The 25011-nt window shown below is 66.9% G+C and carries 19 protein-coding genes; 14 read left to right on the top strand and 5 right to left on the bottom strand.

The features are described from left to right. The first annotated feature begins 27 nt into the window (after nt 1–27). The 4 genes from AC3FOF_RS04305 to AC3FOF_RS04290 all read left to right on the top strand — a co-directional run bounded on the left by AC3FOF_RS04305 (nt 28) and on the right by AC3FOF_RS04290 (nt 2805). Nucleotides 28–951, top strand: coding sequence for a carbon-nitrogen hydrolase family protein (locus AC3FOF_RS04305; RefSeq protein WP_017224358.1), 924 nt, complete (start codon nt 28–30; stop codon nt 949–951). 57 nt (nt 952–1008) lie between these two features. After that, on the top strand, nt 1009–1908 hold the full coding sequence (locus AC3FOF_RS04300) for a LysR family transcriptional regulator (protein ID WP_488725866.1): 900 nt from the start codon (nt 1009–1011) through the stop codon (nt 1906–1908). A gap of 253 nt (nt 1909–2161) precedes the next feature. Beyond that, nucleotides 2162–2401 (top strand): antitoxin, encoded by a 240-nt coding sequence (locus AC3FOF_RS04295; protein WP_017224360.1) that lies wholly within the window; start codon nt 2162–2164, stop codon nt 2399–2401. Continuing rightward, nucleotides 2401–2805, top strand: a complete 405-nt coding sequence (locus AC3FOF_RS04290; protein ID WP_276268716.1) for a type II toxin-antitoxin system VapC family toxin — start codon at nt 2401–2403, stop codon at nt 2803–2805. Before AC3FOF_RS04295 ends, AC3FOF_RS04290 begins: the two co-directional genes overlap by 1 nt. Nucleotides 2806–3031: 226 nt before the next feature. Here AC3FOF_RS04290 and mdeB read toward each other — a convergent pair whose 3' ends face one another. Continuing rightward, nucleotides 3032–5701 (bottom strand): alpha-ketoglutarate dehydrogenase, encoded by a 2670-nt coding sequence (gene mdeB, locus AC3FOF_RS04285; protein WP_488725865.1) that lies wholly within the window; start codon nt 5699–5701, stop codon nt 3032–3034. A gap of 451 nt (nt 5702–6152) precedes the next feature. Here mdeB and AC3FOF_RS04280 point away from each other — a divergent pair, with 451 nt between their 5' ends. Further along, nucleotides 6153–6965, top strand: coding sequence for a hypothetical protein (locus tag AC3FOF_RS04280; RefSeq protein WP_488725864.1), 813 nt, complete (start codon nt 6153–6155; stop codon nt 6963–6965). Between the two features lie 62 nt (nt 6966–7027). Here AC3FOF_RS04280 and AC3FOF_RS04275 read toward each other — a convergent pair whose 3' ends face one another. Both AC3FOF_RS04275 and AC3FOF_RS04270 read right to left on the bottom strand, forming a co-directional pair. Further along, nucleotides 7028–7525 (bottom strand): hypothetical protein, encoded by a 498-nt coding sequence (locus AC3FOF_RS04275; RefSeq protein WP_488725863.1) that lies wholly within the window; start codon nt 7523–7525, stop codon nt 7028–7030. Next, a complete protein-coding gene (locus tag AC3FOF_RS04270) occupies nt 7522–8070 on the bottom strand; it encodes a hypothetical protein (protein ID WP_488725862.1) in 549 nt (182 codons plus the stop codon). Before AC3FOF_RS04270 ends, AC3FOF_RS04275 begins: the two co-directional genes overlap by 4 nt. 321 nt (nt 8071–8391) lie before the next feature. On the opposite strand from AC3FOF_RS04270, the gene AC3FOF_RS04265 reads away from it, so the two are divergent. Further along, the gene (locus AC3FOF_RS04265; protein WP_488725861.1) at nt 8392–9444 is read left to right on the top strand and encodes a 5'-nucleotidase; all 1053 of its coding nucleotides are present in this window, start codon (nt 8392–8394) and stop codon (nt 9442–9444) included. Then, the gene (locus AC3FOF_RS04260; RefSeq protein ID WP_017225771.1) at nt 9441–9758 is read left to right on the top strand and encodes a YnfA family protein; all 318 of its coding nucleotides are present in this window, start codon (nt 9441–9443) and stop codon (nt 9756–9758) included. Before AC3FOF_RS04265 ends, AC3FOF_RS04260 begins: the two co-directional genes overlap by 4 nt. Nucleotides 9759–9859: 101 nt before the next feature. Here the strand turns inward: AC3FOF_RS04260 and AC3FOF_RS04255 are convergent, their stop codons facing one another. Further along, nucleotides 9860–13420 carry an indolepyruvate ferredoxin oxidoreductase family protein gene (locus tag AC3FOF_RS04255; protein ID WP_276268710.1) on the bottom strand — a complete coding sequence of 1187 codons (3561 nt, stop codon included), beginning with the start codon at nt 13418–13420 and terminating at the stop codon, nt 9860–9862. 129 nt (nt 13421–13549) lie between these two features. Here AC3FOF_RS04255 and AC3FOF_RS04250 point away from each other — a divergent pair, with 129 nt between their 5' ends. From AC3FOF_RS04250 to AC3FOF_RS04220, 7 genes are all read left to right on the top strand, one after another. Beyond that, nucleotides 13550–14497, top strand: coding sequence for a LysR substrate-binding domain-containing protein (locus tag AC3FOF_RS04250; protein WP_488725860.1), 948 nt, complete (start codon nt 13550–13552; stop codon nt 14495–14497). Nucleotides 14498–14738: 241 nt separating this feature from the next. Next, nucleotides 14739–16259, top strand: coding sequence for an aldehyde dehydrogenase (gene adh, locus AC3FOF_RS04245; RefSeq protein ID WP_017227683.1), 1521 nt, complete (start codon nt 14739–14741; stop codon nt 16257–16259). A 160-nt stretch (nt 16260–16419) separates the two neighbouring features. Then, the gene (gene adhP / locus AC3FOF_RS04240; protein ID WP_488725859.1) at nt 16420–17448 is read left to right on the top strand and encodes an alcohol dehydrogenase AdhP; all 1029 of its coding nucleotides are present in this window, start codon (nt 16420–16422) and stop codon (nt 17446–17448) included. A gap of 69 nt (nt 17449–17517) precedes the next feature. Next, nucleotides 17518–17910: a DUF779 domain-containing protein gene (locus AC3FOF_RS04235; protein ID WP_276268708.1), complete on the top strand. Its 393-nt coding sequence runs from the start codon at nt 17518–17520 to the stop codon at nt 17908–17910. A gap of 516 nt (nt 17911–18426) precedes the next feature. Then, nucleotides 18427–20577, top strand: coding sequence for a TonB-dependent siderophore receptor (locus AC3FOF_RS04230; protein WP_488725858.1), 2151 nt, complete (start codon nt 18427–18429; stop codon nt 20575–20577). A gap of 94 nt (nt 20578–20671) precedes the next feature. Further along, nucleotides 20672–21733: a PstS family phosphate ABC transporter substrate-binding protein gene (locus tag AC3FOF_RS04225; RefSeq protein ID WP_488725857.1), complete on the top strand. Its 1062-nt coding sequence runs from the start codon at nt 20672–20674 to the stop codon at nt 21731–21733. A 7-nt stretch (nt 21734–21740) separates the two neighbouring features. After that, complete coding sequence (locus AC3FOF_RS04220) at nt 21741–22865, top strand: PstS family phosphate ABC transporter substrate-binding protein (RefSeq protein WP_488725856.1); 1125 nt, start codon at nt 21741–21743, stop codon at nt 22863–22865. Between the two features lie 62 nt (nt 22866–22927). Here the strand turns inward: AC3FOF_RS04220 and AC3FOF_RS04215 are convergent, their stop codons facing one another. Further along, the gene (locus tag AC3FOF_RS04215) at nt 22928–24916 is read right to left on the bottom strand and encodes a sigma-54-dependent Fis family transcriptional regulator (RefSeq protein WP_488725855.1); all 1989 of its coding nucleotides are present in this window, start codon (nt 24914–24916) and stop codon (nt 22928–22930) included. Between the last annotated feature and the right edge of the window lie 95 nt (nt 24917–25011).

Raw genomic sequence — 25011 nt, 5'->3', positions numbered from 1 at the left:
GCAACCCTCTTCCCGGAGCCACTCCTCATGCCCGCTTCCATCGTTGCCGCCCTCCAGATCGGTTCCTCCCCCTCGGGAAAGGCTGAAACCCTGGCCAGAATCCTTGCGTTCGAGGATGAGATCCTGTCGTCCGGCGCTAGTGTCGTCGTCATGCCGGAGGCGCTACTTGGCGGTTACCCCAAGGGCGAGATTTTCGGTACCCGGCTGGGTTATCGCCTGCCCGAGGGCCGCGACGCCTTCGCCAGCTACTTCGACAACGCGATCGATGTGCCCGGCCCCGAGACCGAAGCGCTGGCCGCCCTGTCCATGCGCACGGGCGCGAGCCTGGTGGTGGGGGTCATTGAGCGCAGCGGCAATACGCTGTACTGTACGGCGCTGCTCTTCGATGCCGGCGCCGGTCTTGCCGCGAAGCACCGGAAGCTGATGCCGACAGGCGCCGAGCGCCTCATCTGGGGCCAGGGCGACGGGTCGACGCTACCGATATTGCAGACCCCTGCGGGACGCGTCGGTGCCGTGATCTGCTGGGAAAACCACATGCCACTGCTGCGCACGGCGATGTATGCCAAAGGCGTTGAGATCTGGTGCGCGCCGACCGTGGACGAGCGCGATATCTGGCAGGCCTCGATGCGGCACATTGCCCATGAAGGCCGGTGCTTTGTCGTCAGTGCCTGCCAGGTCCAGGCATCGCCGCGGGCGCTTGGCATCGAGGTACCGCACTGGGATGCGGACCGTCCGCTGATCCGGGGCGGTAGCGTGGTCGTCGGCCCGCTGGGCGATGTCATTGCCGGGCCCCTGTTCAATGAGGAAGGCCTGGTGACCGCCACGATCGATACCGGCGAACTGGTACGCGCGCGCTATGACTTCGACGTGGTTGGCCACTACGCACGCCCCGATGTTTTCTCGTTGACGGTCGATGAGCGGCAGAAGACATCGGTCAACTTCCAGGCCTGAGGGGGAACAAGCCGCCGCTGGCGGCCACAACCATGCGCAATGCGCGGGATTGAGTCCATGAATCTTCGGTTTCTTGAAACGTTCGTCTGGGCCGCCCGGCTGCGCAAGATGACCCTGGTTGCGCAGAGGCTTCACACCACCGACGCAACCGTCTCCGCGCGCATCGCTGCCTTCGAAGACGAGCTGGGCGTGAAGGTCTTTGTACGGGAGAAGGGGAAACTGCTGCGCCTCACGCCCGCGGGCATCGAGATGCTGGCGCCCGCGGAGGCGTTGCTCGCCCTCGCGGACGCCTTCGCCAGCCGCTTTGCCACCAGGGATGCGAAGCCAAGCCAGATCAGCATCGGCATGAGCGGCACGGTCGCAGGCGCAATACTCGAGCCCTTGGTGGAAGCGCTTTATGCCAGATGGCCGGACGTCAATGTCCATCTGCCATCGCTCACCAGCACCGACATCCGGCACAAGCTACTGGACGGCGCACTCGATATCGGCCTTCTCCTGGGCACCGTCGACGAGCCGAACGTTGTCAACCTGAAGCTCCTGGAGCTTGACTACGCCTGGGTCGCCAGCCCTCGCCTGATGCCCGGCAACATAGCGCCCTCCGTCGACCAGTTGAAGCAGCAGATGATGCTCTCCTATCCGGTCGATTCGGACCTCTTCGCCTCGGTCGCCGCCTACTTCGGCTCGCCCCAACTGTCAGGCTTCAAGCTGAACGTTCTCAGCTCCCTGTCCGTAATGCTGCGTCTGGCCAGTGCCGGGGTGGGATACGCAGTGCTGCCCGTCGACCTCATCCGCAGCGAACTGGCATCGGGGACGCTTGGCATACTCAAGCTTTCCCGGCCGTTCCCGCCGCAGACCTATTTCGCCTCCTATATCGATCTGCCGTCGGCGCCGCTGCGCCGCATTGTCGCCGAGTGCATCTGCGAAATCGCCCGGCCGCCATCCTCCCCGGCCTGGTGATTTTTGCTTCCTGACGGATACCGGGCGGGCCCGGGCGCACCCGGCACCGGCCGGACTTCGAAGCGCCGGTGGGGAGACACCTCGGGTGGCTTCGTGACGTCACCCGCCACCTGGAGACGCACAAGTCACACCGACAGGCGTGAGCTTGAGGCCTTCATCCCCAAAAGATTGCTCAGGCTTCGCCCCCCAATGGCCCCTCTGGCGTTGCTTGATAGAATGGCATATGCTTTGGCATATGCTACGGAGAGGCAATATGACGACACCCGAAGGCCGGCACGTCCGCCTTTTTCGCAACGGCCGTAACCAAGCCATCCGGATTCCGCGTGATCTTGAGCTTCCAGGCGATGAAGCAATCGTGCGAAAGGAGGGGGATTGCCTGATTATCGAGCCGGTAAAAGCCAAACCGCTACGCGAGCTGCTGACACAATGGGCTCCGCTCGACGAACCGTTTCCAGAGGTTGATAGCTTGCCCGCTGAGCCGGTAGACCTGTAATGGCTTTGTATCTGCTCGACACCAATATCATCTCGGACGCGATCAGAAACACACGAGGCTCCTGCGCCACACGAATTGCCGAAGCGGCGCCAGAGAGCCTCTGCACATCCATCATCGTGGCGGCCGAACTGCGCTTCGGTGTAGAGAAAAAGGGGTCCGCCGAGTTGGCTAGCCGCGTCGACCGCGCGCTTGCGAGCTTGACCGTGATGGCCTTGCATCGCGACGCCGACCGGCTCTACGGCCATTTGCGTGCCGACCTGGAGCGCCGAGGCCAGTCGATCGGCGCCAACGACATGCTGATCGCCGCGCACGCGCTGGCGATGGAAGCGGTGCTTGTCACTGACAACACAAACGAGTTCTCCCGCGTTCGGGGACTTTGCGTGGAGAACTGGCTGGTCCGCTAGATCGCGGGAAGCCCTCCCCCGCGCGAGGCTTCCCGCCTCGCCTTCCTGCGAGCCGGAGAGGGGAGAAAACAACGGCATTGCACCCGACTCGCTGTCGGATGGCGGTGTGTCCCGCGCGCGGGACGCACCCGCGGCGAGGCGAGGCGAGGCGAAGCGAGCCGCGCAGGTTCACCCTCCCCTATGCGGCCTTTGACTTCAAGGCTTTGACATTGAATCAAGCCCGGGCTCAACGCGCCCACGGCGCTTCCACCTCCATGCGCGCCCCATAGCGTTCCAGCCCCTGTGCATGCAGCCCGGGAGAAATCGCGTGGAGCGCGGCGATGGCGATGTGATACCGGTCGATCCCGAAGAAGCGCCGCAGCGCGGCGCGCGTGTCGCTGCGCCCGAAGCCGTCGGTGCCCAGGGCGGTGAACGGCGCTGGCAGGTACGAGGCGATCAACTGCGCGTAGGCCCGCACGTAGTCCGTCGAGGCAATGACCGGCGTCGCGCCAGGCAGGCATCGCTGCAAATGGCTTACGGTCTCGCCGCCGCTGGCGAACAGGCTGCTGCGCTCGCATTCGCGGGCGTCGCGGGCCAGCTCGGAGAAACTGGTCACGCTCCAGATCTCCGACTTGATATCCCAGTCGGCCGCCAGCAGATCGGCGGCGGCGATGACCTCGCGCAGAATGGCGCCCGAGCCGAGCAGCCTGACCCTGGCAGCGTCGCCTTGCGGGCCGCGGGTACCGTAGAGGTACATGCCCTTGATCACGTCTTCGTGCGCGTCTTCCCGCAGCGGCGCCTGCACGTAGTTCTCATTGTTGACCGTCAGGTAGTAGAACTCGTCGCGCTGCGCCTCCAGCATGCTGCGCGCGCCGTGATGGAGGATCACCGCGGCCTCGCTGATAAAGGCCGGATCATAGGCGCGGCAGTTCGGCACCGTGGCGGCGACCAGCTGGCTGGAGCCGTCCTGGTGCTGCAGGCCTTCGCCTGCCAGCGTGGTCCGGCCTGCCGTGGCGCCGATCAGGAAGCCCCGCGCGCGCTGGTCCGCCGCGGCCCAGATCAGGTCGCCGACGCGCTGGAAGCCAAACATCGAGTAATAGATGTAGAACGGCAGCATGGCCACGCCGTTGACGCTGTAGGAGGTCGCCGCCGCCGTCCACGATGCCAGCGCCCCGGCTTCGGTAATGCCCTCCTCCAGCAACTGCCCTTCCTTGCTTTCCTTGTAGTACAGCATCGAGCCGGCATCCTCCGGTTCGTAGAGCTGTCCCATGGGCGAGTAGATGCCGATCTGCCGGAACAGGTTGGCCATGCCGAAAGTGCGCGCCTCGTCGGCCACGATGGGCACCACGCGCGGCCCGACCGTCTTGTCCTTGATCAGGTTGGTGAAGAGGCGGACCACGCCGGTGGTGGTGGACACTTCGCGCTCGTCCGGCTCCAGGGCGAAGCGCCCGTATTGCGCCAGTTCCGGCATGGCGAGCGCCGGCGCAGTGCGGGCGCGCGCGGGCAGGTAGCCCCCGAGCGCCTGGCGGCGTGCCTGGAGATAGGCCATTTCCTGGCTGTCCGGCGCCGGCTTGTAGAACTGCAGCGCCGCCACCGCCTCGTCATCCAGCGGCAGCGCGAAGCGGTCGCGAAAGGCCTTGAGCGCATCCAGGTCGAGCTTCTTCTGCTGGTGGGCCGTCATCCTCGATTCGCCAGCCTGGCCCATGCCGAAGCCCTTCTTGGTCTTGGCGAGGATGACGGTGGGCTGGCCCTTGTGCTCCCGCGCGGCATGGAACGCCGCATACAGCTTGCGGAAATCGTGCCCGCCCCGGCGCAGCGCATCGATATCCGCGCTGCTCATGCTGGCGGCCAGGGCCTTCAGTTCGGGATCCCGGTTGAAGAAGTGGGCCAGATTGTACTCGCCGTCCTTGGCGCCGAGGTTCTGGTATTCGCCATCCACCATCGCGGCGAAGCGCTTGAGCAGCGCGTGGCCGGTATCGCGGGCGAACAGGGCGTCCCACTCGGAGCCCCAGACCACCTTGACCACATTCCAGCCGGCGCCGTTGAACAGCGCCTCCAGCTCATTGATGACCTGCCCGTTGCCGCGCACCGGGCCGTCCAGCCGCTGCAGGTTGCAGTTGATGACGAAGGTGAGGTTGTCGAGCTTCTCGCGCGCGGCCAGCGAGAGCGCGGCCAGCGATTCCGGCTCGTCCATCTCGCCGTCTCCGAACACGCCCCAGACCCGCCGGGATGACGTTTCGGCGATGCCGCGATGGCCGAGGTAGCGCAGGAACCTGGCCTGATAGATAGCGCTGATCGGGCCGATGCCCATCGAGCCGGTCGGGAACTGCCAGAAGTCCGGCATCAGCCACGGGTGGGGATAGGAGGAAAGGCCGCCGCCGCCGGTCTCCTGCCGGTAGCTGGCGAGTTGGGCCTCGGACAACCGTCCCTCCAGGAAAGCACGCGCATAGACCCCCGGCGCCGAATGCGGCTGGAAATAGACCAGGTCGCCCTTGCGCTCGCCCTCGTCGGCGCGGAAGAAATGGTTGAAGCCCACCTCGAAGATCTCGGCCGCCGACGCGTAGCTGGCAAGGTGCCCGCCGAGTTCGCCATAGGCCTTGTTGGCGCGCACCACCATGGCGAGCGCGTTCCAGCGGATGATCGAAGTCAGCTTTTGCTCGAGCGCAAGGTCCCCCGGATAGCGGGGCTGCTCGCCCACGCCGATGGTGTTCTGGTAGGCCGAATAGGGATTCGCGCGCTGGCCGAGACCAAGATGGCTGGCGTGTTCAGCCAGGCGCTCCAGCAGGAAACGGGCGCGCGGCGCGCCGCTGGCGCGGAAAACGCCGGCTAGCGCGTCGAGCCATTCCCGGGTTTCCTCGTGGTCGGCGTCATCGCGGTGGCTGGCGTCCGTGGCGGCGTGCTTCTCCAATGCGCTCATGTGCGGTCTCCGTGGGTTTCGTTCTTCTGTTGCCTGCGCCGCGGTGGCGCATCGCCCTGGCCTGGCCGCCGCGATTCAAGCGTTCATTGTAGGAATGGAACTGCCGCAGAAGCTGCCGAAATGGCACGCGATACCGCCCCCTGGCAGCGCAGCGTGCTGCGCCCTGGCCGGTCGCAGCGCGCTTGTGCCGATCGGCCGCGAATGCATGGGTTCTGGCGCGGATCCGATACACCACCGGCAAGTTCGAACCACCCTGTCCTGTCCGGGCGAAACCCATGAGGAAGCACAGGAAAGAGACGGGCATCCCGGACCGTCATACCCCCCGAAAGAGCACTGTAGTGCACGAATCGAATTTGCTAAGGTTGCCGCCCGCGTTGTGCCTGCTCGAGGCACAACGCCATACAAAACGGAGACGGAACAGATCCGTCCGTGCGCACAGGGAACGAATCACATGAAGTTGTCCACATTTCTGAGCGCAGCAACGCTCTCAGGTAGCCTGTTGCTTGCCGCCTGCGGCGGCGGCGGCGACAGCGGCTCGAATGCCGCAGCACTCGCCGCGGTGATCCCGGCCAATACCTCGGCGGAGGGAATCTATGCGAGCGACAAGGCGAATTCGTCCGGCTACTCTACCGCCGCTTTCGTGCTGGAGAACAACGAGTTCTACCTGATCTATGCCAAGAGCGGTGCCAAGGGCGATGCCGACCTGGGGATGGTCCACGGTGTCGGGACGGCAAGGAACGGCTCCTTCTCCTCGTCTGGCGCAACGGACTACAACTTCACCACGCTGGCCAGGACACCGGCCACGCTGTCGGCCGGCTACACCACCAAGTCCAGTTTCAACGGCAGCTTTTCCGGACAGGCCCGGACGCTTGGCTTCGCCGCAAGCTATGACAAGCTGTACGATACGCCGGCGTCCCTCAGTGCAGCGGCGGGTACCTACGCGACCGCCAGCGTTTCCGGCAGCGTTTCCGGCAGCGGCGGTACCGCGGCGCTCATGACCATCGCCACCGACGGCACGCTTGCGGGCTCGTTTCCCGCTGGCAACGGAACCTGCAAATTCACCGGCTCGCTCGTTCCCCGGGCGTCCGGAAAGAATTTCTTCAATATGACGGTGGCTTTTGGCGGTGCGCCATGCCCGCTTGGCACATCGGCGACAAACGGCGTGGCGGTGGTGCTGGCCCAGGGAAACCAGACGGCGCTGTTTGCCGCCAGCGTCCTGGCCGATGGCAGCAATGCGTTCGTGGTGGTGGGCAGCAAGATGTGAGGGAGTACGAGGGGGCAGTACGGAATCGTACCCGGCGCCGGACCAGGGCGCCCGCCCGGCTCCTACTGCAGGTTGCCCCAGCGCGGCACCGCCGGCTCCGCCGCCGCCCACTTCCAGCCCGCGTCCTGCCGGCAGGCGGTGGTCAGGAACCAGGCGCGCTGCTGCCTGGCATCGTCGTCCACCGAGAACAGCGCTTCCCGGCACTCCGCCAGCGGGGTACGGATGACCCGCACCACGCGCACCCAGCCATGCTCGTTGGCGTAAGGCAGGGGATGGCGGATTTCCCAGCGCTGCTGCTCCTCCACCGGCATGGCACCGATGGTGGCGGCGATGCTGTCCTGCTCGGCTTGCTGCCAGTTGCGGAACACGTATTTGGCGCCGGCATCCGCCGCGGCGCTCACGCCGATGGCGACCCCGGCGGCCAGCGCGGGATTGCCCGTCACCGCGCCGGTCGCCACCCCGGCCACCGCCCCGGTCAGATCGCCCACCGAGGCGCAACCGCCGGCGATGGCCACCGCAAGCATGGGCGCGAGGACCCGCAATGCGCGGCAGCGCCTCATTGCAGCGACCCCCAGCGCTCCGTTGCGGGCTCGGCCGAGGCCCACTTCCAGGCCTGGCCGTCACGGCAGATCGCCGCGATATAGAAGGCGCTGGGCTTGCCCGGCTCGTCCACGGAGAAGACGATCTCCTTGCACGGCAGGGACTTGCCGCCGATCTCCCGGCTGACCGTGACGCGTCCTTGCTCCGCGGGCTCGAGCGGCACCGCGTGGTCGGTCTTCCAGTTCGCCACGGCGTCCACGGCCAACGGGCCGGCGGCCTGGGCGATACGGTCCTGCGCCGCCGCGTGAATCCGGCGCTGGCTGTATTGCAAGGCCGCGCGGGCGCCAGCCTGCACGCCCAGGCCGATGCCGGTCGCCACCGCCGCGTTGTCGGTCACCGCACCGGCCACGGCCGCGCCGGCAATACCTGCGCCGGCCGCCGTACCCTCGCCGAGCAGGGAACTGCAGCCCGTGGCGGACAGGCAAAGGGCGAGCGCGGCGGCAAGCGCGGCCGGGCCGCGCGGGCCGGATGCGATCCGGGTGGCGGCGGAGTCAGGAGTATTCATCAGTATGCGGGTCGGGGAAGGCGTGCCGGCCACTGCGGGCTCGCCGGCGCGTTGCGGAGAACGCGCGGGCAGCAGGGACATCAGGGAGTACGGCGGCGAAGAAGAATGCAAGGGCGATGCCGGAGGGCATGGCCGGCGCATTCGCAAATGCGGGCCAGCATACCCGCGCGCGCTTCCATGACAAAGACCAAAAATGTCAAAGATTGTAAAAACGAGCGCGCTCGACCCGTTCGCCAGCGGCGGGACCATCCACACCGCGTCCACACCGCGCCCACCCTGCGCGCCACGCCGGTCCCGGTTCGTCTGCCCTTATACTGCGGCATGGCCTACGATCTCACCGACAAACTAGTCATCGGCATCTCGTCCCGGGCGTTGTTCGACCTCGAGCGCGAGAACGGCATCTATCAATCCGAGGGCGTGGCGGCTTACTGCGCCTTCCAGCGCCAGCATGAGGACGAGCCCCTGCAGCCCGGCACAGCCTTCCCGCTGGTGCAGGCACTGCTCGGGCTCAACAACCTGATTCCCGGCCGGCGGCTGGTGGAAGTGGTGGTGATCTCGCGCAATTCGCCCGACACGGGGTTGCGCGCCTTCAATGCCATCGAAACCCACCGGCTCGATATCACCCGCGCGGCCTTCACCGGCGGCGAGCCGATCGCGCCCTACCTGAAGGCCTTCAAGGTCGACCTGTTCCTTTCGCGCGAAGCCTCCGATGTGCAGGCGGCCATCGACGGCGGCGTCGCCGCGGCGCAGCTCTACGCCGCGCCTGCCGGCTATCACGCGCCGGCCGGCCAGATCCGCATCGCCTTTGACGGCGACGCGGTGCTGTTCTCGCCCGAGTCCGAGCAGATCTTCAAGCAAAAAGGACTGGAAGCCTTTATCCGGCACGAGCAGAAGCACCGCCACAAGGCCATGGCCGAGGGGCCGTTTGCCAAGCTGCTGCTCCGGCTGGCCGAGATCCAGTCGCATTTCAAGCCCGGGCAGTGCCCGGTGCGCATCGCCATCGTGACGGCGCGCAACAGCCCGGCCCACACGCGCGTGGTGCATACCCTGCGCGCCTGGAACGTCAGCATCGACGAAGCCTTCTTCCTGGGCGGACTGCCCAAGGACCAGGTGCTGCAGGCCTTCGGCGCCCATATGTTCTTCGACGACCAGGAGGGGCATGTGGCGCTGGCATCGGTAGTCGTACCGTCGGGACGGGTGCCCTACAAGGGGGGAGAACTGGGCGGGGGAAAACGGCGGCCGGCCGCGCGCAAGCGGGTGGGCCACGCGGCCGAAGCCAACGATCCGGCGCCGGCGGATGCATTGCAACGGGACGCGGATGAAGGCGGACCCGGGCAGACCGCCAAGGCCCCCACCACCACGCCCGCCGCATGAAGATCTTTGCCCTCTACCTCGTCACCGCCTGCGCGGAGATCCTGGGCTGCTACCTGCCCTACCTGTGGCTGCGCCAGGGTGCGAGCGCCTGGGTACTGCTTCCCGGCGCGCTGTCCCTGGCGCTGTTCGCCTGGCTGCTGTCGCTGCACCCGGATGCTTCCGGACGGGTCTACGCGGCTTACGGCGGCATCTATATCGCGGTAGCCATCGTCTGGCTGTGGCTGGTGGACGGCGTGCGGCCCAGCCCCTGGGACATGGCGGGCGTGGCGGTGGCGATCGCCGGCATGGCGATCATCGTGTTCCAGCCGCGCTGAGGCGCCGCGGCCATGGCGGGGCGGGAAGCCCGGGGGCGCAGGCCGGGCCCGGGTTCGCCACCGGGCAACCGGCCGCTTCCGCCCCCCGGCGCCGGCCCGGCTCAGGCCGCCGCGCGCGCCACCTTGCCGCGGTACTGCGCGAGCAACTCAGCGCGCCGCGCCGCCGCCTTCTCCATATTCGCTTCCTTGACATGGCCAAAGCCGCGGATGTCGTCGGGCAGGCTGGCCAGCGCCAGCGCCGTGTCCAGGCGCTGCGCGTCGAGCGTGGCGGCGAACTCCTCCGCCATGGCGATGTAGTCCTCGATCAGCCGGCGTTCCGCACGCCGCTCGGCGGTCTTGCCGAACACGTCGAAGGCAGTGCCGCGCAGGCCCTTGGCGCGTGCCAGCAGGCGGAAGCCCGTCAGCATGGCGGGGCCGAAGCGGCGCTTGACCAGGTGGCCACGGGCGTCGCGCTTGGCGAGCAGCGGCGGCGCCAGGTGGAAGCCGAGCTGGTAATCGCGGCCGGGTTCGCCTTCGAACTGGGCGCGCAGCTTGTCCAGGAACGCCGGATCGGCATACAGGCGCGCCACTTCGTACTCATCCTTGTATGCCATCAGCTTCGCCAGGTTGCGCGCCACGGCCTCGGAGAGCGGCAGCTTCGAACCGGCGCCGACCCGCTTCTCGGCGGCACGGATGCTGTCCACCACGGCCCGGTAGCGGGCGGCGTAGGCCGGATTCTGGTAGGCCGTGAGCATGGCCTCGCGCTGGCGGACCAGGCTGTCCAGGGTTTCCGGCATGGCCACCACCTGGGCACGCGGCGGGGTCTTCAGCTGCGCGCTCAGGGCGGCCTCGCCGTGGTGGGCCAGGTAGCGGCCCCACTGGAAGGCCAGCAGGTTCTTGTCCACCGACACGCCGTTGAGTTCGATCGCCCGCACCAGGCTGTCGCGCTGCAGCGGAATCCAGCCCTTCTGCCAGGCAAAGCCCAGCAGCAGCGGGTTGGAGTAGATCGAATCGGCCAGCAAGGTCACCGCCCAGGCATTGGCGTCGATGAACACGCAGGCCTCGCCCACGCTGGCGCGCAGGTCCTGCTCGGCCGAGGCGCCGGGGAATTTCCACTTCGGGTTGTGGATGAACTCCGCGGTGGGCGTGTTGGCGCTGTTGATGGCGGCCGCCGTCACGCCCGCCCGGGTCTTGGACAGCACCTCGGACGAGGCCGAGACGATGGCGTCGCAACCGATCACCAGCCGCGCCTCGCCCATGGCGATGCGGGTGGCGTGCAGCGCGGCCGGGGTGGGCGCGATCTGCACGTGGCTGATCACCGCGCCGCCCTTCTGCGCCAGGCCCGCCATGTCGAGCACGGTCACGCCCTTGTTCTCCAGGTGCGCGGCCATGCCGAGCAGGCCACCGATGGTGACCACGCCGGTGCCGCCCACGCCGGTGACCAGCACGCCGTAGGCGCGCTCCAGCGCCGGTAGCGCCGGTTGCGGCAGCGCGGAGAAATCGGCCCCGGCCCCCTTGCCGCCCGCGGCGGCGGGCTTCTTGACCTGCGCGCCTTCGGCCGTGACGAAGCTCGGGCAGAAGCCGTTCACGCAGGAGAAGTCCTTGTTGCAGGACGACTGGTTGATCTTGCGCTTGGTGCCCAGCGGCGTTTCCAGCGGTTCCACCGACAGGCAGTTGGACTTGACCGAACAGTCGCCACAGCCCTCGCAGACGGCGTCGTTGATAAAGGCGCGCTTGGCCGGGTCCGGATAGGTGCCGCGCTTGCGGCGGCGGCGCTTCTCGGTGGCGCAGGTCTGGTCGTAGATCAGGACGGTAACGCCGGCGGTATCGCGCAGCTGGACCTGGATCTCGTCAAGCTTGTCGCGGTGATGCACGGTGACGCTGGCGGGCAGCATGCCGCCGTCGCCATACTTCTCTGGCTCGTCCGTCACCACCACGATCTTGCTGGCGCCTTCGGCCAGCACCTGGTGGGCGATCTGCGGCACGGTCAGCACGCCGTCCACGGGCTGGCCCCCGGTCATGGCGACCGCATCGTTGAACAGGATCTTGTAGGTGATATTGGCCTTGGCGGCGATGGACGCCCGCACGGCCAGCAGGCCGGAGTGGAAGTAGGTGCCGTCGCCCAGGTTGACGAACACATGCTTCTCGCCGGTGAAATGCATCTGGCCGGTCCACGCCACGCCCTCGCCGCCCATCTGGCTGAAGGTGTCGGTATTGCGGTCCATCCACAACGTCATGTAGTGGCAGCCGATGCCGGCCATGGCGCGCGAGCCTTCCGGCACGCGGGTGGAGGTATTGTGCGGGCAGCCCGAGCAGAACCAGGGCTTGCGCTCCACGGCGATGCGCGGGCGCGCGGCCTCGCGTTCCTTGGCTTCGATCAGCGCCACGCGCGAGGCGATGCGCTCGCGCACGTCGGCGGGCAGGTCGCTCTTCTCCAGGCGGGTGGCGATGGCCTTGGCGATCAGCGCCGGCGACAGTTCATAGTGCGCCGGCAGCAGCCAGTTGCCGCGCGGCACCGACCATTCGCCGCCGTGGTTGCCGCGTTCGTCGAACTTGCCGTAGACCTTGGGGCGCACGTCCTCGCGCCAGTTGTAAAGCTCTTCCTTGAGCGCGTATTCGAGGATCTGGCGTTTTTCTTCCACCACCAGGATCTCTTCCAGCCCGGTGGCGAACTCGCGCGCGTCATGCGCGTCCAGCGGCCACACGCAGCCCACCTTGAACACGCGGATGCCGATGCGGCGGCAGGTATCGTCGTCCAGGCCCAGGTCCGACAGCGCCTGGCGCACGTCGAGGTAGGCCTTGCCCGCGGTCATGATGCCGAAGCGCGCATTGGGCGAATCCAGCACCACGCGGTTGAGCTTGTTGGCGCGCACGTAGGCCAGCGCCGCATACCACTTATGGTCCTGCAGGCGCGCTTCCTGCACCAGCGGCGGATCGGGCCAGCGGATATTGAGCCCGTCCGCGGGCATGGCGAAGTCCTGCGGCAGCACGATCTTCACACGCTCGGGATCGATGTCGACCGAGGCGGTGGATTCGACCACGTCGGTCACGCATTTCATCGACACCCACAGGCCGGAGTAGCGGCTCATGGCCCAGCCGTGCAGGCCATAGTCCAGGTACTCCTGCACATTGGAGGGATACAGCACCGGGATGCCCGAGGCCATCAGCACGTGCTCGGACTGGTGCGCCACGGTGGAGGACTTGGCCGCGTGGTCGTCGCCGGCCAGCAGCAGCACGCCGCCGTGCTTCGACGATCCGGCCGAGTTGGCGTGCTTGAGCACGTCGATCGAGCGGTCCACGCCCGGGCCCTTGCCGTACCACATGCCGAACACGCCGTCGCGGGTGGCGCCGGGGAACAGGTTGACCTGCTGCGAGCCCCACACGGCGGTGGCGGCCAGGTCCTCGTTCACGCCCGGCTGGAAAACCACGTCGCTCGCGGCCAGGTGCTTCTTGGCCTTCCACAGCGCCTGGTCCACGCCCCCCAGGGGGGAGCCGCGATAGCCGGAGATAAAGCCCGCGGTATTGAGCCCGGCGGCACGGTCGCGCGCCTTCTGCAGCATCGGCAGGCGCACCAGCGCCTGGGTGCCGCTCAGGTAGACGCGGCCTTTTTCCAGGGTGTATTTGTCGTCCAGGGATACCGACGCTAGCGCGTCTTGCTGGGCTGGGGATAGGGGTGCATTCATGATGCTGTCTCCGTACGCTCTTGTCGCTTATGGCTTGTGGGCTGTTGCCGAGTGTAGGAAGGCCGCACGATATCGTAAAATCACGAATTCAGAGAGCTGGTATCTGAAAAACACATAGCTGGGGATGACATGGCGAAAGAACGGCACGGAAAGGGCGATGGCGGGCAGCGCATTGCCAAGGAAATCACGCTGCGGCAGTTCCGCTACTTCGCCGCGGCGGCGGAGACCGGCCAGTTCTCGATGGCGGCCACGGCCGAGCATGTGTCGCAATCGGCCATTACCAATGCCGTGCTGATGCTGGAGCAGCAGCTCGGCGTGCGCCTGTTTGACCGCCTGCCCCACGGCGTGGCGCTGACGGCCGAGGGCCACCGCCTGCACCAGCGCGCCCGGCAGATCCTGGACGCCGTGCAGGACACCCTGCGCGAGCCGCGCTTCCAGGCCCACAACCTGCAGGGCAAGGTCCGGCTGGCGGCGTCCTATACCGTGCTGGGCTACCTGCTGCCGGGGCTGCTGGCGCGCTTTCGCACCAACTACCCGGATGTGGACTTCGACCTGCACGACATGGACCGCCCGGGCATCGAGCAGGCGGTGCTGTCGGGCGAGATCGAGCTCGGCATCGGCCTGCTGTCCAATTTCGAGAAGCTGCAGCGCTTTACGCATCACACGCTGATCCGCTCGCGGCGGCAGTTGTGGGCATCCCCGTCGCATCCGCTGCTGGCCCTGCCCCGGCTGACGCTGAAGGACATCGCGGCGCATCCCTACATCCTGCTCACGGTGGACGAGGGCGAGCGCTCCACGCTGCGCTACTGGCGCAGCAAGCGGCTGGCGCCGACGATCGCCTTTCGCACCAGCGCGATGGAAGCGCTGCGCGGGCTGGTGGCGCACGGCTTCGGCGTGACGGTGCTGTCCGACATGGTGTACCGGCCCTGGTCGCTGGAAGGCCGGCAGATCGAAGCCCGGCCCATTGCCGACGGCGTGCCGGACATGGAAGTGGGCCTGCTGTGGCAGCCCGGGCGCAAGCTGGAAAAGCCGGCCGACGCCTTGCGCGAGTTCCTGATCCATACCAGCGGCAGCTGAGCCGCGCTCCGCTGTGCCATTGCGCCACAGCGCCACACGGCTGCCACCCGGCACACTGCTCCAGATTGGAACACCCCCGCGCCGCGTGACACACCGGCAGCGGCGAGCATCAGCGGTTTCGCGCCGCCGCGCCGGATTTCCAGCGCGCTCGCGCCATCGCGACTGCCAGGCACGGCTTTTGCGGATGGATGGCAGTGCGACACATCGGGCCGCACATCAGACATCACTAACGGAGCGAGACATGAATATGGCGGAAATCGCCCAGCTGGGCGTTGCGTATCCCTACAAGGAACAGTACGAAAACTTTATCGGCGGCGCCTGGGTGGCCCCGGCCGATGGCCAGTACTTCGAAGCGATCTCGCCGGTCACCGGCAAGACCTTCACACGCGTGCCGCGTTCCAACCAGAAGGACGTGGACGCCGCGCTCGACGCCGCGCACCGCGCCAAGGGCGCCTGGGGCCGCACCTCCACCACCGAACGCGCCAACATCCTGAACCGCATCGCCGACCGCATCGAGGCCAACCTGGTCACGCTGGCGGTGGCCGAAACCATCGACAACGGCAAGCCCATCCGCGAAACCACCGCGGCCGACCTGCCGCTCGCCGTGGATCACTTCCGCTATTTCGCCGGCTGCATCCGCGCGCAGGAAGGCGGCATCTCCGAGATCGACCACGACACCGTGGCCTATCACTTCCATGAGCCGCTGGGCGTGGTCGGCCAGATCATTCCGTGGAACTTCCCGCTGCTGATGGCCACCTGGAAGCTGGCTCCCGCGCTGGCCGCCGGCAACTGCGTGGTGCTCAAGCCCGCCGAGCAGACCCCGGCCTCGATCCTGGTGCTGATGGAAATCATCGGCGACCTGCTGCCGCCGGGCGTGCTCAATGTCATCAACGGCTTTGGCCTGGAAGCGGGCAAGCCGCTGGCCTCCAGCCCGCGCATCAGCAAGATCGCCTTTACCGGTGAAACCACCACCGGCCGGCTGATCATGCAATACGCCTCGCAGAACCTGATCCCGGTCACGCTGGAGCTGGGCGGCAAATCGCCGAACATCTTCTTCGAGGATGTACTGTCCGCCGACGACGCCTACTTCGACAAGGCGCTGGAAGGTTTCGCCATGTTCGCGCTGAACCAGGGCGAAGTCTGCACCTGCCCGTCGCGCGCGCTCATCCAGGAGTCGATCTACGATCGCTTCATGGAACGCGCGCTCAAGCGCGTGGCGGCGATCAAGCAGGGCCACCCGCTCGACAAGAGCACCATGATCGGCGCGCAGGCCTCGCAGGAACAGCTGGAAAAGATCCTGTCGTATATCGACCTGGGCAAGCAGGAAGGCGCGCAATGCCTGATCGGCGGCGAGCGCAACGCGCTCGGCGGCGATCTCTCCAGTGGCTACTACGTCAAGCCCACGGTGTTCGCCGGCAACAACAAGATGCGCATCTTCCAGGAGGAAATCTTCGGCCCGGTGGTGTCGGTGACCACCTTCAAGGATGAAGAGGAAGCGCTGGAAATCGCCAACGATACGCTCTACGGCCTCGGCGCCGGCGTGTGGACCCGCGACGGCGCACGCGCCTTCCGCATGGGCCGCGGCATCCAGGCTGGCCGCGTGTGGACCAACTGCTACCACGCCTACCCGGCGCATGCGGCGTTTGGCGGCTACAAGCAATCCGGCATCGGGCGCGAGAACCATCGCATGATGCTGGACCACTACCAGCAGACCAAGAACCTGCTGGTCAGCTACAGCCCCAACGCACTCGGCTTCTTTTGATCCAGCGCAAGGACGGGAGCGCCCCTCGCTAGCGCGGGGCGGCGCGCCCATGCCATGATCAGAAGAGCGCCCGCCATGCCGGCCTGGCCGCATGGCGGGCGTTTTTGCCAACCGCATCGATAGATCGAGACATCGAGACATCGATAGATCAGGAGTCGACATGACAGCAACGATGAAAGCCGCCGTGGTGCGCGAGTTCGGCGCCCCGCTCACGATCGATGAAGTACCGGTACCGCAACCCGGCCGCGGCCAGATCCAGGTCAAGATCGAAGCCTCCGGCGTATGCCACACCGACCTGCACGCCGCCGAAGGCGACTGGCCGGTCAAGCCCACCCTGCCCTTCATCCCCGGCCACGAAGGCGTGGGCTATGTCTCCGCCGTGGGCGCGGGCGTGACCCGCGTGAAAGAAGGCGACCGCGTCGGCGTGCCCTGGCTCTATAGCGCCTGCGGCTATTGCGAGCATTGCCTGCAGGGCTGGGAAACCCTGTGCGAGCAGCAGCAGAATACCGGTTACTCGGTCAACGGCGGCTATGGCGAATATGTGGTCGCCGATCCGAACTACGTCGGCCTGCTGCCTGACAGCGTCGGCTTTGTGGAAATCGCGCCCATCCTGTGCGCGGGCGTCACCGTCTACAAGGGGCTGAAAGTCACCGATACCCGGCCTGGCCAGTGGGTCGCGATCTCCGGCATTGGCGGCCTGGGCCACGTTGCCGTGCAATATGCGCGCGCCATGGGCCTGCGCGTGGCCGCGGTCGATATCGACGACAAGAAGCTCGAACTCGCGCGCAGGCTCGGGGCCGAGCTGACGGTCAACGCGCGCACGGCCGATCCCGCCGCCTATCTGCAAAAGGAAATCGGCGGCGTGCACGGCGCACTGGTGACGGCGGTCTCGCCCAAGGCATTCGGGCAAGCCATCGGCATGGTCCGGCGCGGCGGCACCATCGCGCTGAACGGCCTGCCGCCGGGAGACTTCCCCACGCCGATCTTCGACGTGGTGCTCAAGGGCATCACCATCCGCGGCTCCATCGTCGGCACCCGCAGCGACTTGCAGGAGTCGCTCGACTTCGCCGCGCACGGGGCGGTCAAGGCAACCGTCTCCACGGCGCCGCTGGAGCAGATCAACGACATCTTCACGCGCATGCGCGCCGGTGATATCGAAGGCCGGGTCGTCATGGACTTTGCCGCCTGAGATCGGCAGCACCCGGACGTTTGCAGCCATGACGCCTGCCAACGAAAAGAAAAGACGAGGAGCCCCCCGATGCCGGACACCAATGCCCCCGACGCCGTGCAGCGCGTCATTGCCACTCCCGCCGCGCTGTCACTGATAGCGCGGCTGCGCGCGCAGCACGGCGCGTTGATGTTCCACCAGTCGGGCGGCTGCTGCGACGGCAGCGCGCCGATGTGCTATCCGGACGGCGACCTGATCATCGGCCAGGCCGATGTATGCCTTGGCGAGATCGGCGGCGCAAAGTTCTACATGACACGCGCGCAGTTCGAATACTGGCAGCACACGCGGCTGGTGATCGATGTGGTGCCGGGGTCGGGCGGCATGTTCTCGCTGGAGGGTCCGACGGGGCTGCGTTTCCTGACGCGCTCCGAGCTGTTCAGCGACGAGGAGGCGGCGCGGCTGGCGCGGGAACCGGCGCCTTGAGACGGAAATTCGATCGATTTCATCGCTGTAACCGTACCAGCCTGACGGCAGCCGGCATCACTGTAATCGCTTGGCGGCCGGAATCCGAGGACGTCATGCGCCCCGATCAAGCGCGCTCGCGATGCCTGGCCGTACGGATCTATTCAGATTTTTCTTAAACCCTTTGCACATGGTTTTGCCAATGCAAAAGAGAGCGGCTCTGGCTCTTGTTAAAAAAGACGGGGTCATGGTAAATTGCCAATTGACTCCGAAAAAGTCATCAAAGAACGCGATCTGCCGCCGGGACCGAACCGCGCCGCATCGATGACAACGCGTTTTTCCCTGTGATCCAATCAACAGGGATCCTTCACAGCCAGCGACTGCCTCCACCATCCGCGGTGCATGGGCAAGTGTGTCAGCCAATATCTCCACTGTTTGTATTGAGAGATCGACTGCATGCTGCATGGCGAAGAATTTCACCTGGTAGATAGACTATATGAGCGGCATCACAGCTGGCTTTGCCGCTGGCTGCGCGGCTTGGCTGCGCGCGCTGCACCGCGCCGCATCTCTCTTCGATCCAGCCTGTCGCTGGCATGCCTGGGCGCCACACCCGTCTGGGCCCAGCCAATCAATGACGCGGCCACCACGCTCCCATCGGTGACCGTCAAGGCGCGATCGGATTCCGGCGAGTCCGCCGCGCAAGGCTACCAGGCCCGCAGCGCCTCGGTCGGAACGCGTACCGACGCCCCGTTGCTTGAGGTACCGCAGTCGGTGAACGTGGTGACGCGCGAGTATTTGCGAGACCGCGCGCCCACCGCGCTCGACGAGGCGCTCTTCGGCATCAGCGGCGTCAAGCAGGGCAACACGCTCGGCGGCACCCAGGATTCGATCCGCAAGCGCGGCTTCGGCACCAACCGCGACAACTCGATTTACCGCGACGGCATGCAATCGGTGCAGGCGCGCAACTTCACGCCCACGACCGAGCGCATCGAAGTGCTCAAGGGTCCTTCCTCGATGCTCTATGGAATCCAGGATCCGGGCGGCGTGATCAACGTGATCACCAAGAAGCCGCTGCTGCAGCGACAGGGCTCGGTCTCCGCCTGGGGCACCAGCTTTGGCGGCGGCGGCGCGCAAGTGGATCTCGCCGGTCCGATGGGCGGCAACGGTCTGGCCTATCGGCTGATCGCCGATGAGCAGCGCTACGACTACTGGCGCAACTTTGGGAACATCCGCCAGCAGGTGATCGCGCCCTCGCTGGCCTGGTACGGCGGCGCCACGAACGTGATCGCGGCCTACGAGCACATGGAGTACTCGGTTCCCTTCGATCGTGGTACGCAGATCGACACCCGCACCGGCAAAGTGCTCGCCATTCCTCGCGCGCGCCGGTTGGACGAGCCATTCAACATCACCAGCGGACGGTCGGATTCCGTCACGTTGCGGCTGGACCATCGCCTGTCGGACGCCTGGTCGCTGCGCGCCAACTACGGCTATAGCAGCAACTACTACAACGACTACCAGGCGCGTGCGATGTCGGTCGATGGCGTCACGGGCCGACTCACGCGCCGAGGCGATGCCACGCGCGATGCGCGCCAGGATGCGCACGTGTTCTCGGCCACCTTGCTGGGCAAGCTGCGCGCCGGCGAGACGGCGCACGAACTGCTGATGGGCGTCGACTACCTGCGCAACTACCGTTTCCTTGGCGACCTGATCCGGGACCGGCCCGGCAACACCCGTTTCAACATCTACAACCCGGTCTATGGGCAGATGACGCTGCCCAGCATGGTCAGTGCCGCTGACAGCGACCAGACCGACAAGCTGCGGTCTGCGGCCCTGTTCATCCAGGACACGGCATACCTGGGCGACCGGTGGATCGTCACTGGCGGCCTTCGCTACGACAAGTACGACGAGCTTACCGGCAAAGGCAGGCCTTTCCGGACCAACACCCATGCCAACGACGGCAAGGCCGTGCCGCGGCTGGGCGTCACCTACCTGCTGCGGCCCCAATGGTCGGTGTACGGGAGCTACGCCAAGTCTTTCCGGCCCAACACCTCGATCGCGACGCCCATCGGCGACCTGCCGCCGGAACAGGGCACGGCCTGGGAGTTCGGCACCAAGTGGGTCGGTGAAGACCTGACGGCGACCGCCGCCGTCTTTGATATCACCAAGAGCAACGTGCAGACCAATGTGCTGATTGACGGCCTCTACTACACCCGGGTCACGGGCCGGGCGCGTTCGCGCGGCTTCGAGTTCGACCTCAACGGACGGCTCACCTCTGCCCTCAGCATTGTCGCCAGCTATGCCTACGCGGACGCCAGGACGACCGAGGACCCGATTCTCAAGGGCCAGCCACTGGACGGCGTGTCCAGGCATACCGCATCGGTCTTCCTGACGCGCGGCTTTGGCACGGTAGGCGCAGGCCGCCTGCGCGCTGGCGCGGGTATGCGGGCGTTCAGCAAGTGGGGAGCCGGCGATGGAAGAGGCAAGGTGTACCACCTGCCGGGCGGCGCGGTCGCGGACGCGTTCGTCGCCTACGAGATGCCCATGTTCGGCCAGCGGGTGAATCTGCAGTTCAACGTGAAGAACCTGTTCGACAAGACCACTTACACCTCAAACAGCGGCCTGGGTTCGCCGGCGATCGCGATGGGCGAGCCGCGCCAGTTCGTGGTCCGGGCCAGGGCCGACTTCTGATCGCCGTGATGCAACGCCCCTTTTTATCGGCCAGCGTTAGCCAGCAAGCTAGCCTTGACCCTCTCTTCTTCCGACCTCCACCACTAACGCGCCGATGACAAGATCCGAACCCTCCCAAATTGCCAGATGCCTCGCCGCGCTCGGTCTGGTGCTGGCTGCCGCGAGCGCGCACCCGCAGGATCCGGGGGCGGCAAAGCGGCGGCAGGTCGATCCTGGCCTGACGGCCTATCTCCCGCAGCCGGGCGCACCGGCGCCGCAGGCGGACTACCTGACACGCGACGGCGCCATCCGCATCGGCGGCGCCGATCACGTAAAACACATCGTCGAGGGCTTCAATGCACTGTATGCGCAGACCCATCCCGGCACGCGATTCCAGATTGAAGGAAAGGGAACGTCGAGCGCTGTGCCGCTCCTGATGTTCGGCAAAACGCTGTTCGGCGCGATGGGCCGCGCGATCAATCCACAGGAAGCGGTTCCCTTCCGAAAGATCGTGGGACAAGACGCACTGGAGATCCGCGTCGCCCACACCTCGGACGACACCTCGGAACACCTTGCGACATCGCTGGCGGTCTACGTCCACCGGAGCAATCCTCTCACGCAGGTGAGTGCACGCCAGCTGGCACGTGCGCTGACTATCGGCAACCCGGAGGGCGACCTCTCCCGCTGGGGACAACTGGGCCTGAAAGAGACCTGGGCAAGCCGGGCCATCCACCCCTATGGCACACCGGAATACACGGGCTTCGGCACCTATCTGCAAAGGGCGCACCTGCGAGGCTTGCCCCTGGCCCCGGGCTACGAGCAATACGGCGGCAGCGGCCAGATCCTGCAACGCCTCGCAGCCGATCCGGCCGGTATCGCGGTGGCAGCCATCGGCCAGGAGAGCGCCCAGGTGAAGGCCCTGGCCATCGTCTCCGAGGACGGAAGGAACGTGACCACCGGAACATCGGCGGAGGTGGCCTCGCGCGCCTATCCGTTGGGGCGCCCCCTGTACTTCTACGTGCGCAAGGAACCGGGGAAGCAGGTCGACCCCGTCACCCGGGAGTACCTGCGCCTGGTTCTGTCGCGCGAGGGTCAGCAGATCATCGCCAGCCAGCCCCGCGGCTACATCCCCCTTAACGCTGAACAGGCTCGGGCCGAACTGGCCAAGCTCGATTGACCACACCATGCAATCCGACCCAAGCAAGAACATGAACATCCACCCGGATCCAGTGGACCGGGATCGCCGCGGCCTGCTCCTGTTGGGCGCGGCAGCGCTGGCCGGCTGCGCCGCGGCGCAGCCTGTGACGATGGCCCCTCCTCTCGCCACCTCCGCCACCTCCGCCACGCTGCCGCCTTACGATCCCCGGCCGGTCTCCATCCCTGCTGGCGCACCCTATGTGCTGCGCGACGGCAGCATTTCCATCGTCGGCAATGACGGGATGGAAGACCTGATCAAGGATCTCAACGCCCTCTTCGTCCGCACCCATCCCGGATTGCGCTTCACGCTGCGCATGGAAGGCTCCTCGGTTGGCATGCCGGCGCTGACCGCGGGTGCCACGTTCCTCGCGCCGATGGCGCGCGACCTGTGGGTGTCGGACCGCAATGCCTTCCGCCAGATCCATGGCCATCTGCCGACTGCCGTGCGGATCGGCTACAGCGGCCATGGCCCGAGGCCCCCGGCGAAGACGCCGCCAGCCGTCTACCTGCACGCGGCCAACCCGCTGAAGGGACTCACCATCAAGCAGCTCGCGCAGATCTTCACTGCGGGATCCCCCGAGGGCGATTTCAACACCTGGGATCAATTAGGCGTGGCAGGCGAATGGACGGGACGCCGGCTGCACGTCTACGGCCTGCGCGACAATGGCGGCTTCGCCACCGGCATGCGGGAGGTCCATTTCCGGGGCCAGCCCTTCGCGGCGCGCTACGAGGCGCTCCCGTCGCGCGAGGCGGTCATTCGGGCCATCGCGGCCGACGCTTATGGCATTGGCCTGGTCGGGTGGATCGATGCATCCCGAGTCTCCACGGCAGTGCGCGTGCTTCCCCTGGGACTCTCGGCATCCGGCCCGTACTACAGTCCCGCCATCGAGCATGTCGCTGGCGGCATGTATCCCCTGTCCGCGGCGGTCCAGTTCTACGTCAACAAGATGCCCGGCCAGCCGCTTGATCCGCTGGTCAAGGAATACCTGCGCCTGGCCCTCTCGCGGGAAGGCCAGGCCCTGGTGGCGAAGCAGACGGATTCCGAAGAGGGATACGTACCACTCAGCCGGAAGGACCTGGCGTCGCAGTTGGCCCTGCTGGAGGGCCTGTAGATGCCGCACGCAGCGATGGAAGCCTGCAGAGGCCGATCGCTGCGATGATGATTGAGGTCGAGTCAACCGGCCCGCTTCAGGCGCCGGTAGATGGTGTTGCGCGACAGCCCGAGTTCCCGCGCGGCGAGGCTGATATTGCCGCCGTGGCGCGCCAGCGCCTGGCGGATCATGGCGGCTTCCCTGTCGCGCAGCCGCTCGGGGAAATCGCCCGCCGGCCTGGGCTCGGGCGTTATCGGCGGCATCGCCTGCACCGGGGCAACATGGCGGCTGGCCGGCGATGCGGGCGGCCCGGCCTCGGGCTCCGCCAGATCCTCCATGAAATCCTCCGGCAAGTGCTCGGCGCAAATCTCGTCCTCGCCTTCGGCCATGATGGCCGCGGTGCGCAGCACATTGACCATCTGGCGCAGGTTGCCCGGCCAGGGATGGCGCTGGAAGCGCGCCAGCACATCGGCGGCGACGCGGCGCGGATGCGCGTGGCCGCCATCCGCGCCATCCGCCTGCGCGAGCTGCTGCGTGAGGATGCGGTCCACCAGTACCGGGAGATCGGTGCGCTCGCGCAGGGCAGGCAGCGTCACCGCCAGCGCATTGATGCGGTAATAAAGATCCTCGCGGAAGGTACCTGCCGCGATCATCGCGCGCAGGTCGCGGTGCGTGGCGCAGATGATGCGCAGATCCACCGGAATCGCGCGGGCGCCGCCCAGCGGCGTCACCGCGCGCTCCTGCAGCACGCGCATCAGCCGCACCTGCTGCGCCAGCGGCATGTCGCCGATCTCGTCCAGAAACAAGGTGCCGCCGTGCGCCTGCACCAGCTTGCCCGGGCTGCCGCGCCGCCGCGCGCCGGTGAAGGCGCCGTCCTCATAGCCGAACAGCTCCGCCTCGATCAGGGATTCCGGGATCGAGGCGCAATTGACCGCGACGAAGGGTGCGGCGCCGCGCGGCGAATCGCGGTGAATGGCGCGCGCCAGCCACTCCTTGCCGGTGCCGGTGCGCCCCAGCACCAGGATCGGGATATCGCGCCCACGCACCTTGTCGACCCGCTGCAGCACCGCCGCCATGCGGGCGTCGCCGGTATCGAGGGCGGTCAGCGCCGACGCCTGCGGCGCGGCTTTCGCGGATGCGGATGCAGATGCGGATGCGGGCGCCGTGGCGCCGCGGCGGGCGGGGCCAAGCAGCGCCATCCGCGCGAACACGTGGACGCGGCTTGGCAGCGTCAGCGTCAGCAACTGGCCGGACGCCTCGCCGCCCTGCCCGAGCGCGACGCCCAGCGGCATGCCGAACAGGGCGGCAAAGTTGCGGCGGTCCAGCGTATCGGGCGACAGGCCGAGCTGGAACAGCCCGCTGCGGTTGGCGGCGAGAAAGGTGCCGTCCGCCGCGAATGCCGCCATGCCTTCGAACAGCGTGCCGACGAATTCCGGGCGCGCATGGAAACGCACCAGCACCGCATCGGTGAAATGGGTCGAGAACAGATGGTTCTCGATCATCTGCGCCGACATTCTCACCAGCGCCATGGTGTGCTTGTGGAAACCACGATGGTCGCCGCTGACATCGAGCGCGCCCAGTATCTGCCCGAACGGTCCGGCAATCGGCGCGCAGGAGCACGTGAGCAGGCGGTTGGCGCGCAGGAAGTGCTCGTCGGCATGCACCACCGCCGGCAGGCCCTCGGCCAGCGCCGTGCCGATCGCATTGGTGCCCTTGCTCGCTTCCGCCCACGACACGCCCGGCGCCAGGGCCACGCGCCTGGCCCGGTCGGCGAAATCGCCATCGCCCAGGCTGTGCAGGATCACGCCGCCGCTGTCGGTCAGCAGCACCATGCTCTCGGTGTTGGCGATCTGCGCATGCAAGGTCTCCATGACCGGCAGGGCATGCTTGTACAAGAGCTGGCTGGCGTCGACCAGATCGTGCAGCGCGCGCGTTCCCAGCGGGTGATAGTCCGCCGCGTGGGCGGCTTCCAGCCCGAAGCCGGCGGAACGCGCGTGGGCGCGGGCGATCAGGGCGCGGCGCTGCGCATCGTCGTCCGACGCCGTGGCGTGGTTGGCAAGCGTTGTGCTCATGACGGCTGGTCTCCTGTTCCGGATCCCGGCCAGGCCGGGTCAGGCCGTCTCGATGCCGGCCTGTCCGGCGGCATGGCGACCTTGCCGCCAAACCT

The sequence above is a fragment of the Cupriavidus sp. 96C5-1 genome, assembly GCF_057798855.1.
This window is presented reverse-complemented; position numbering and strand designations above follow the sequence as displayed.

Coding starts and splice junctions, on each gene's coding strand:
- AC3FOF_RS04300 (WP_488725866.1), top strand. CDS start 1,009: ATGAATCTTCGGTTTCTTGAAACGTTCGTCTGGGCCGCCCGGCTGCGC.
- adhP (WP_488725859.1), top strand. CDS start 16,420: ATGACAGCAACGATGAAAGCCGCCGTGGTGCGCGAGTTCGGCGCCCCG.
- AC3FOF_RS04295 (WP_017224360.1), top strand. CDS start 2,162: ATGACGACACCCGAAGGCCGGCACGTCCGCCTTTTTCGCAACGGCCGT.
- AC3FOF_RS04265 (WP_488725861.1), top strand. CDS start 8,392: ATGGCCTACGATCTCACCGACAAACTAGTCATCGGCATCTCGTCCCGG.
- AC3FOF_RS04280 (WP_488725864.1), top strand. CDS start 6,153: ATGAAGTTGTCCACATTTCTGAGCGCAGCAACGCTCTCAGGTAGCCTG.
- AC3FOF_RS04255 (WP_276268710.1), bottom strand. CDS start 13,420: ATGAATGCACCCCTATCCCCAGCCCAGCAAGACGCGCTAGCGTCGGTA.
- AC3FOF_RS04235 (WP_276268708.1), top strand. CDS start 17,518: ATGCCGGACACCAATGCCCCCGACGCCGTGCAGCGCGTCATTGCCACT.
- AC3FOF_RS04290 (WP_276268716.1), top strand. CDS start 2,401: ATGGCTTTGTATCTGCTCGACACCAATATCATCTCGGACGCGATCAGA.
- AC3FOF_RS04250 (WP_488725860.1), top strand. CDS start 13,550: ATGGCGAAAGAACGGCACGGAAAGGGCGATGGCGGGCAGCGCATTGCC.
- AC3FOF_RS04215 (WP_488725855.1), bottom strand. CDS start 24,916: ATGAGCACAACGCTTGCCAACCACGCCACGGCGTCGGACGACGATGCG.
- AC3FOF_RS04220 (WP_488725856.1), top strand. CDS start 21,741: ATGCAATCCGACCCAAGCAAGAACATGAACATCCACCCGGATCCAGTG.
- AC3FOF_RS04225 (WP_488725857.1), top strand. CDS start 20,672: ATGACAAGATCCGAACCCTCCCAAATTGCCAGATGCCTCGCCGCGCTC.
- AC3FOF_RS04305 (WP_017224358.1), top strand. CDS start 28: ATGCCCGCTTCCATCGTTGCCGCCCTCCAGATCGGTTCCTCCCCCTCG.
- adh (WP_017227683.1), top strand. CDS start 14,739: ATGAATATGGCGGAAATCGCCCAGCTGGGCGTTGCGTATCCCTACAAG.
- AC3FOF_RS04270 (WP_488725862.1), bottom strand. CDS start 8,070: ATGAATACTCCTGACTCCGCCGCCACCCGGATCGCATCCGGCCCGCGC.
- mdeB (WP_488725865.1), bottom strand. CDS start 5,701: ATGAGCGCATTGGAGAAGCACGCCGCCACGGACGCCAGCCACCGCGAT.
- AC3FOF_RS04275 (WP_488725863.1), bottom strand. CDS start 7,525: ATGAGGCGCTGCCGCGCATTGCGGGTCCTCGCGCCCATGCTTGCGGTG.
- AC3FOF_RS04260 (WP_017225771.1), top strand. CDS start 9,441: ATGAAGATCTTTGCCCTCTACCTCGTCACCGCCTGCGCGGAGATCCTG.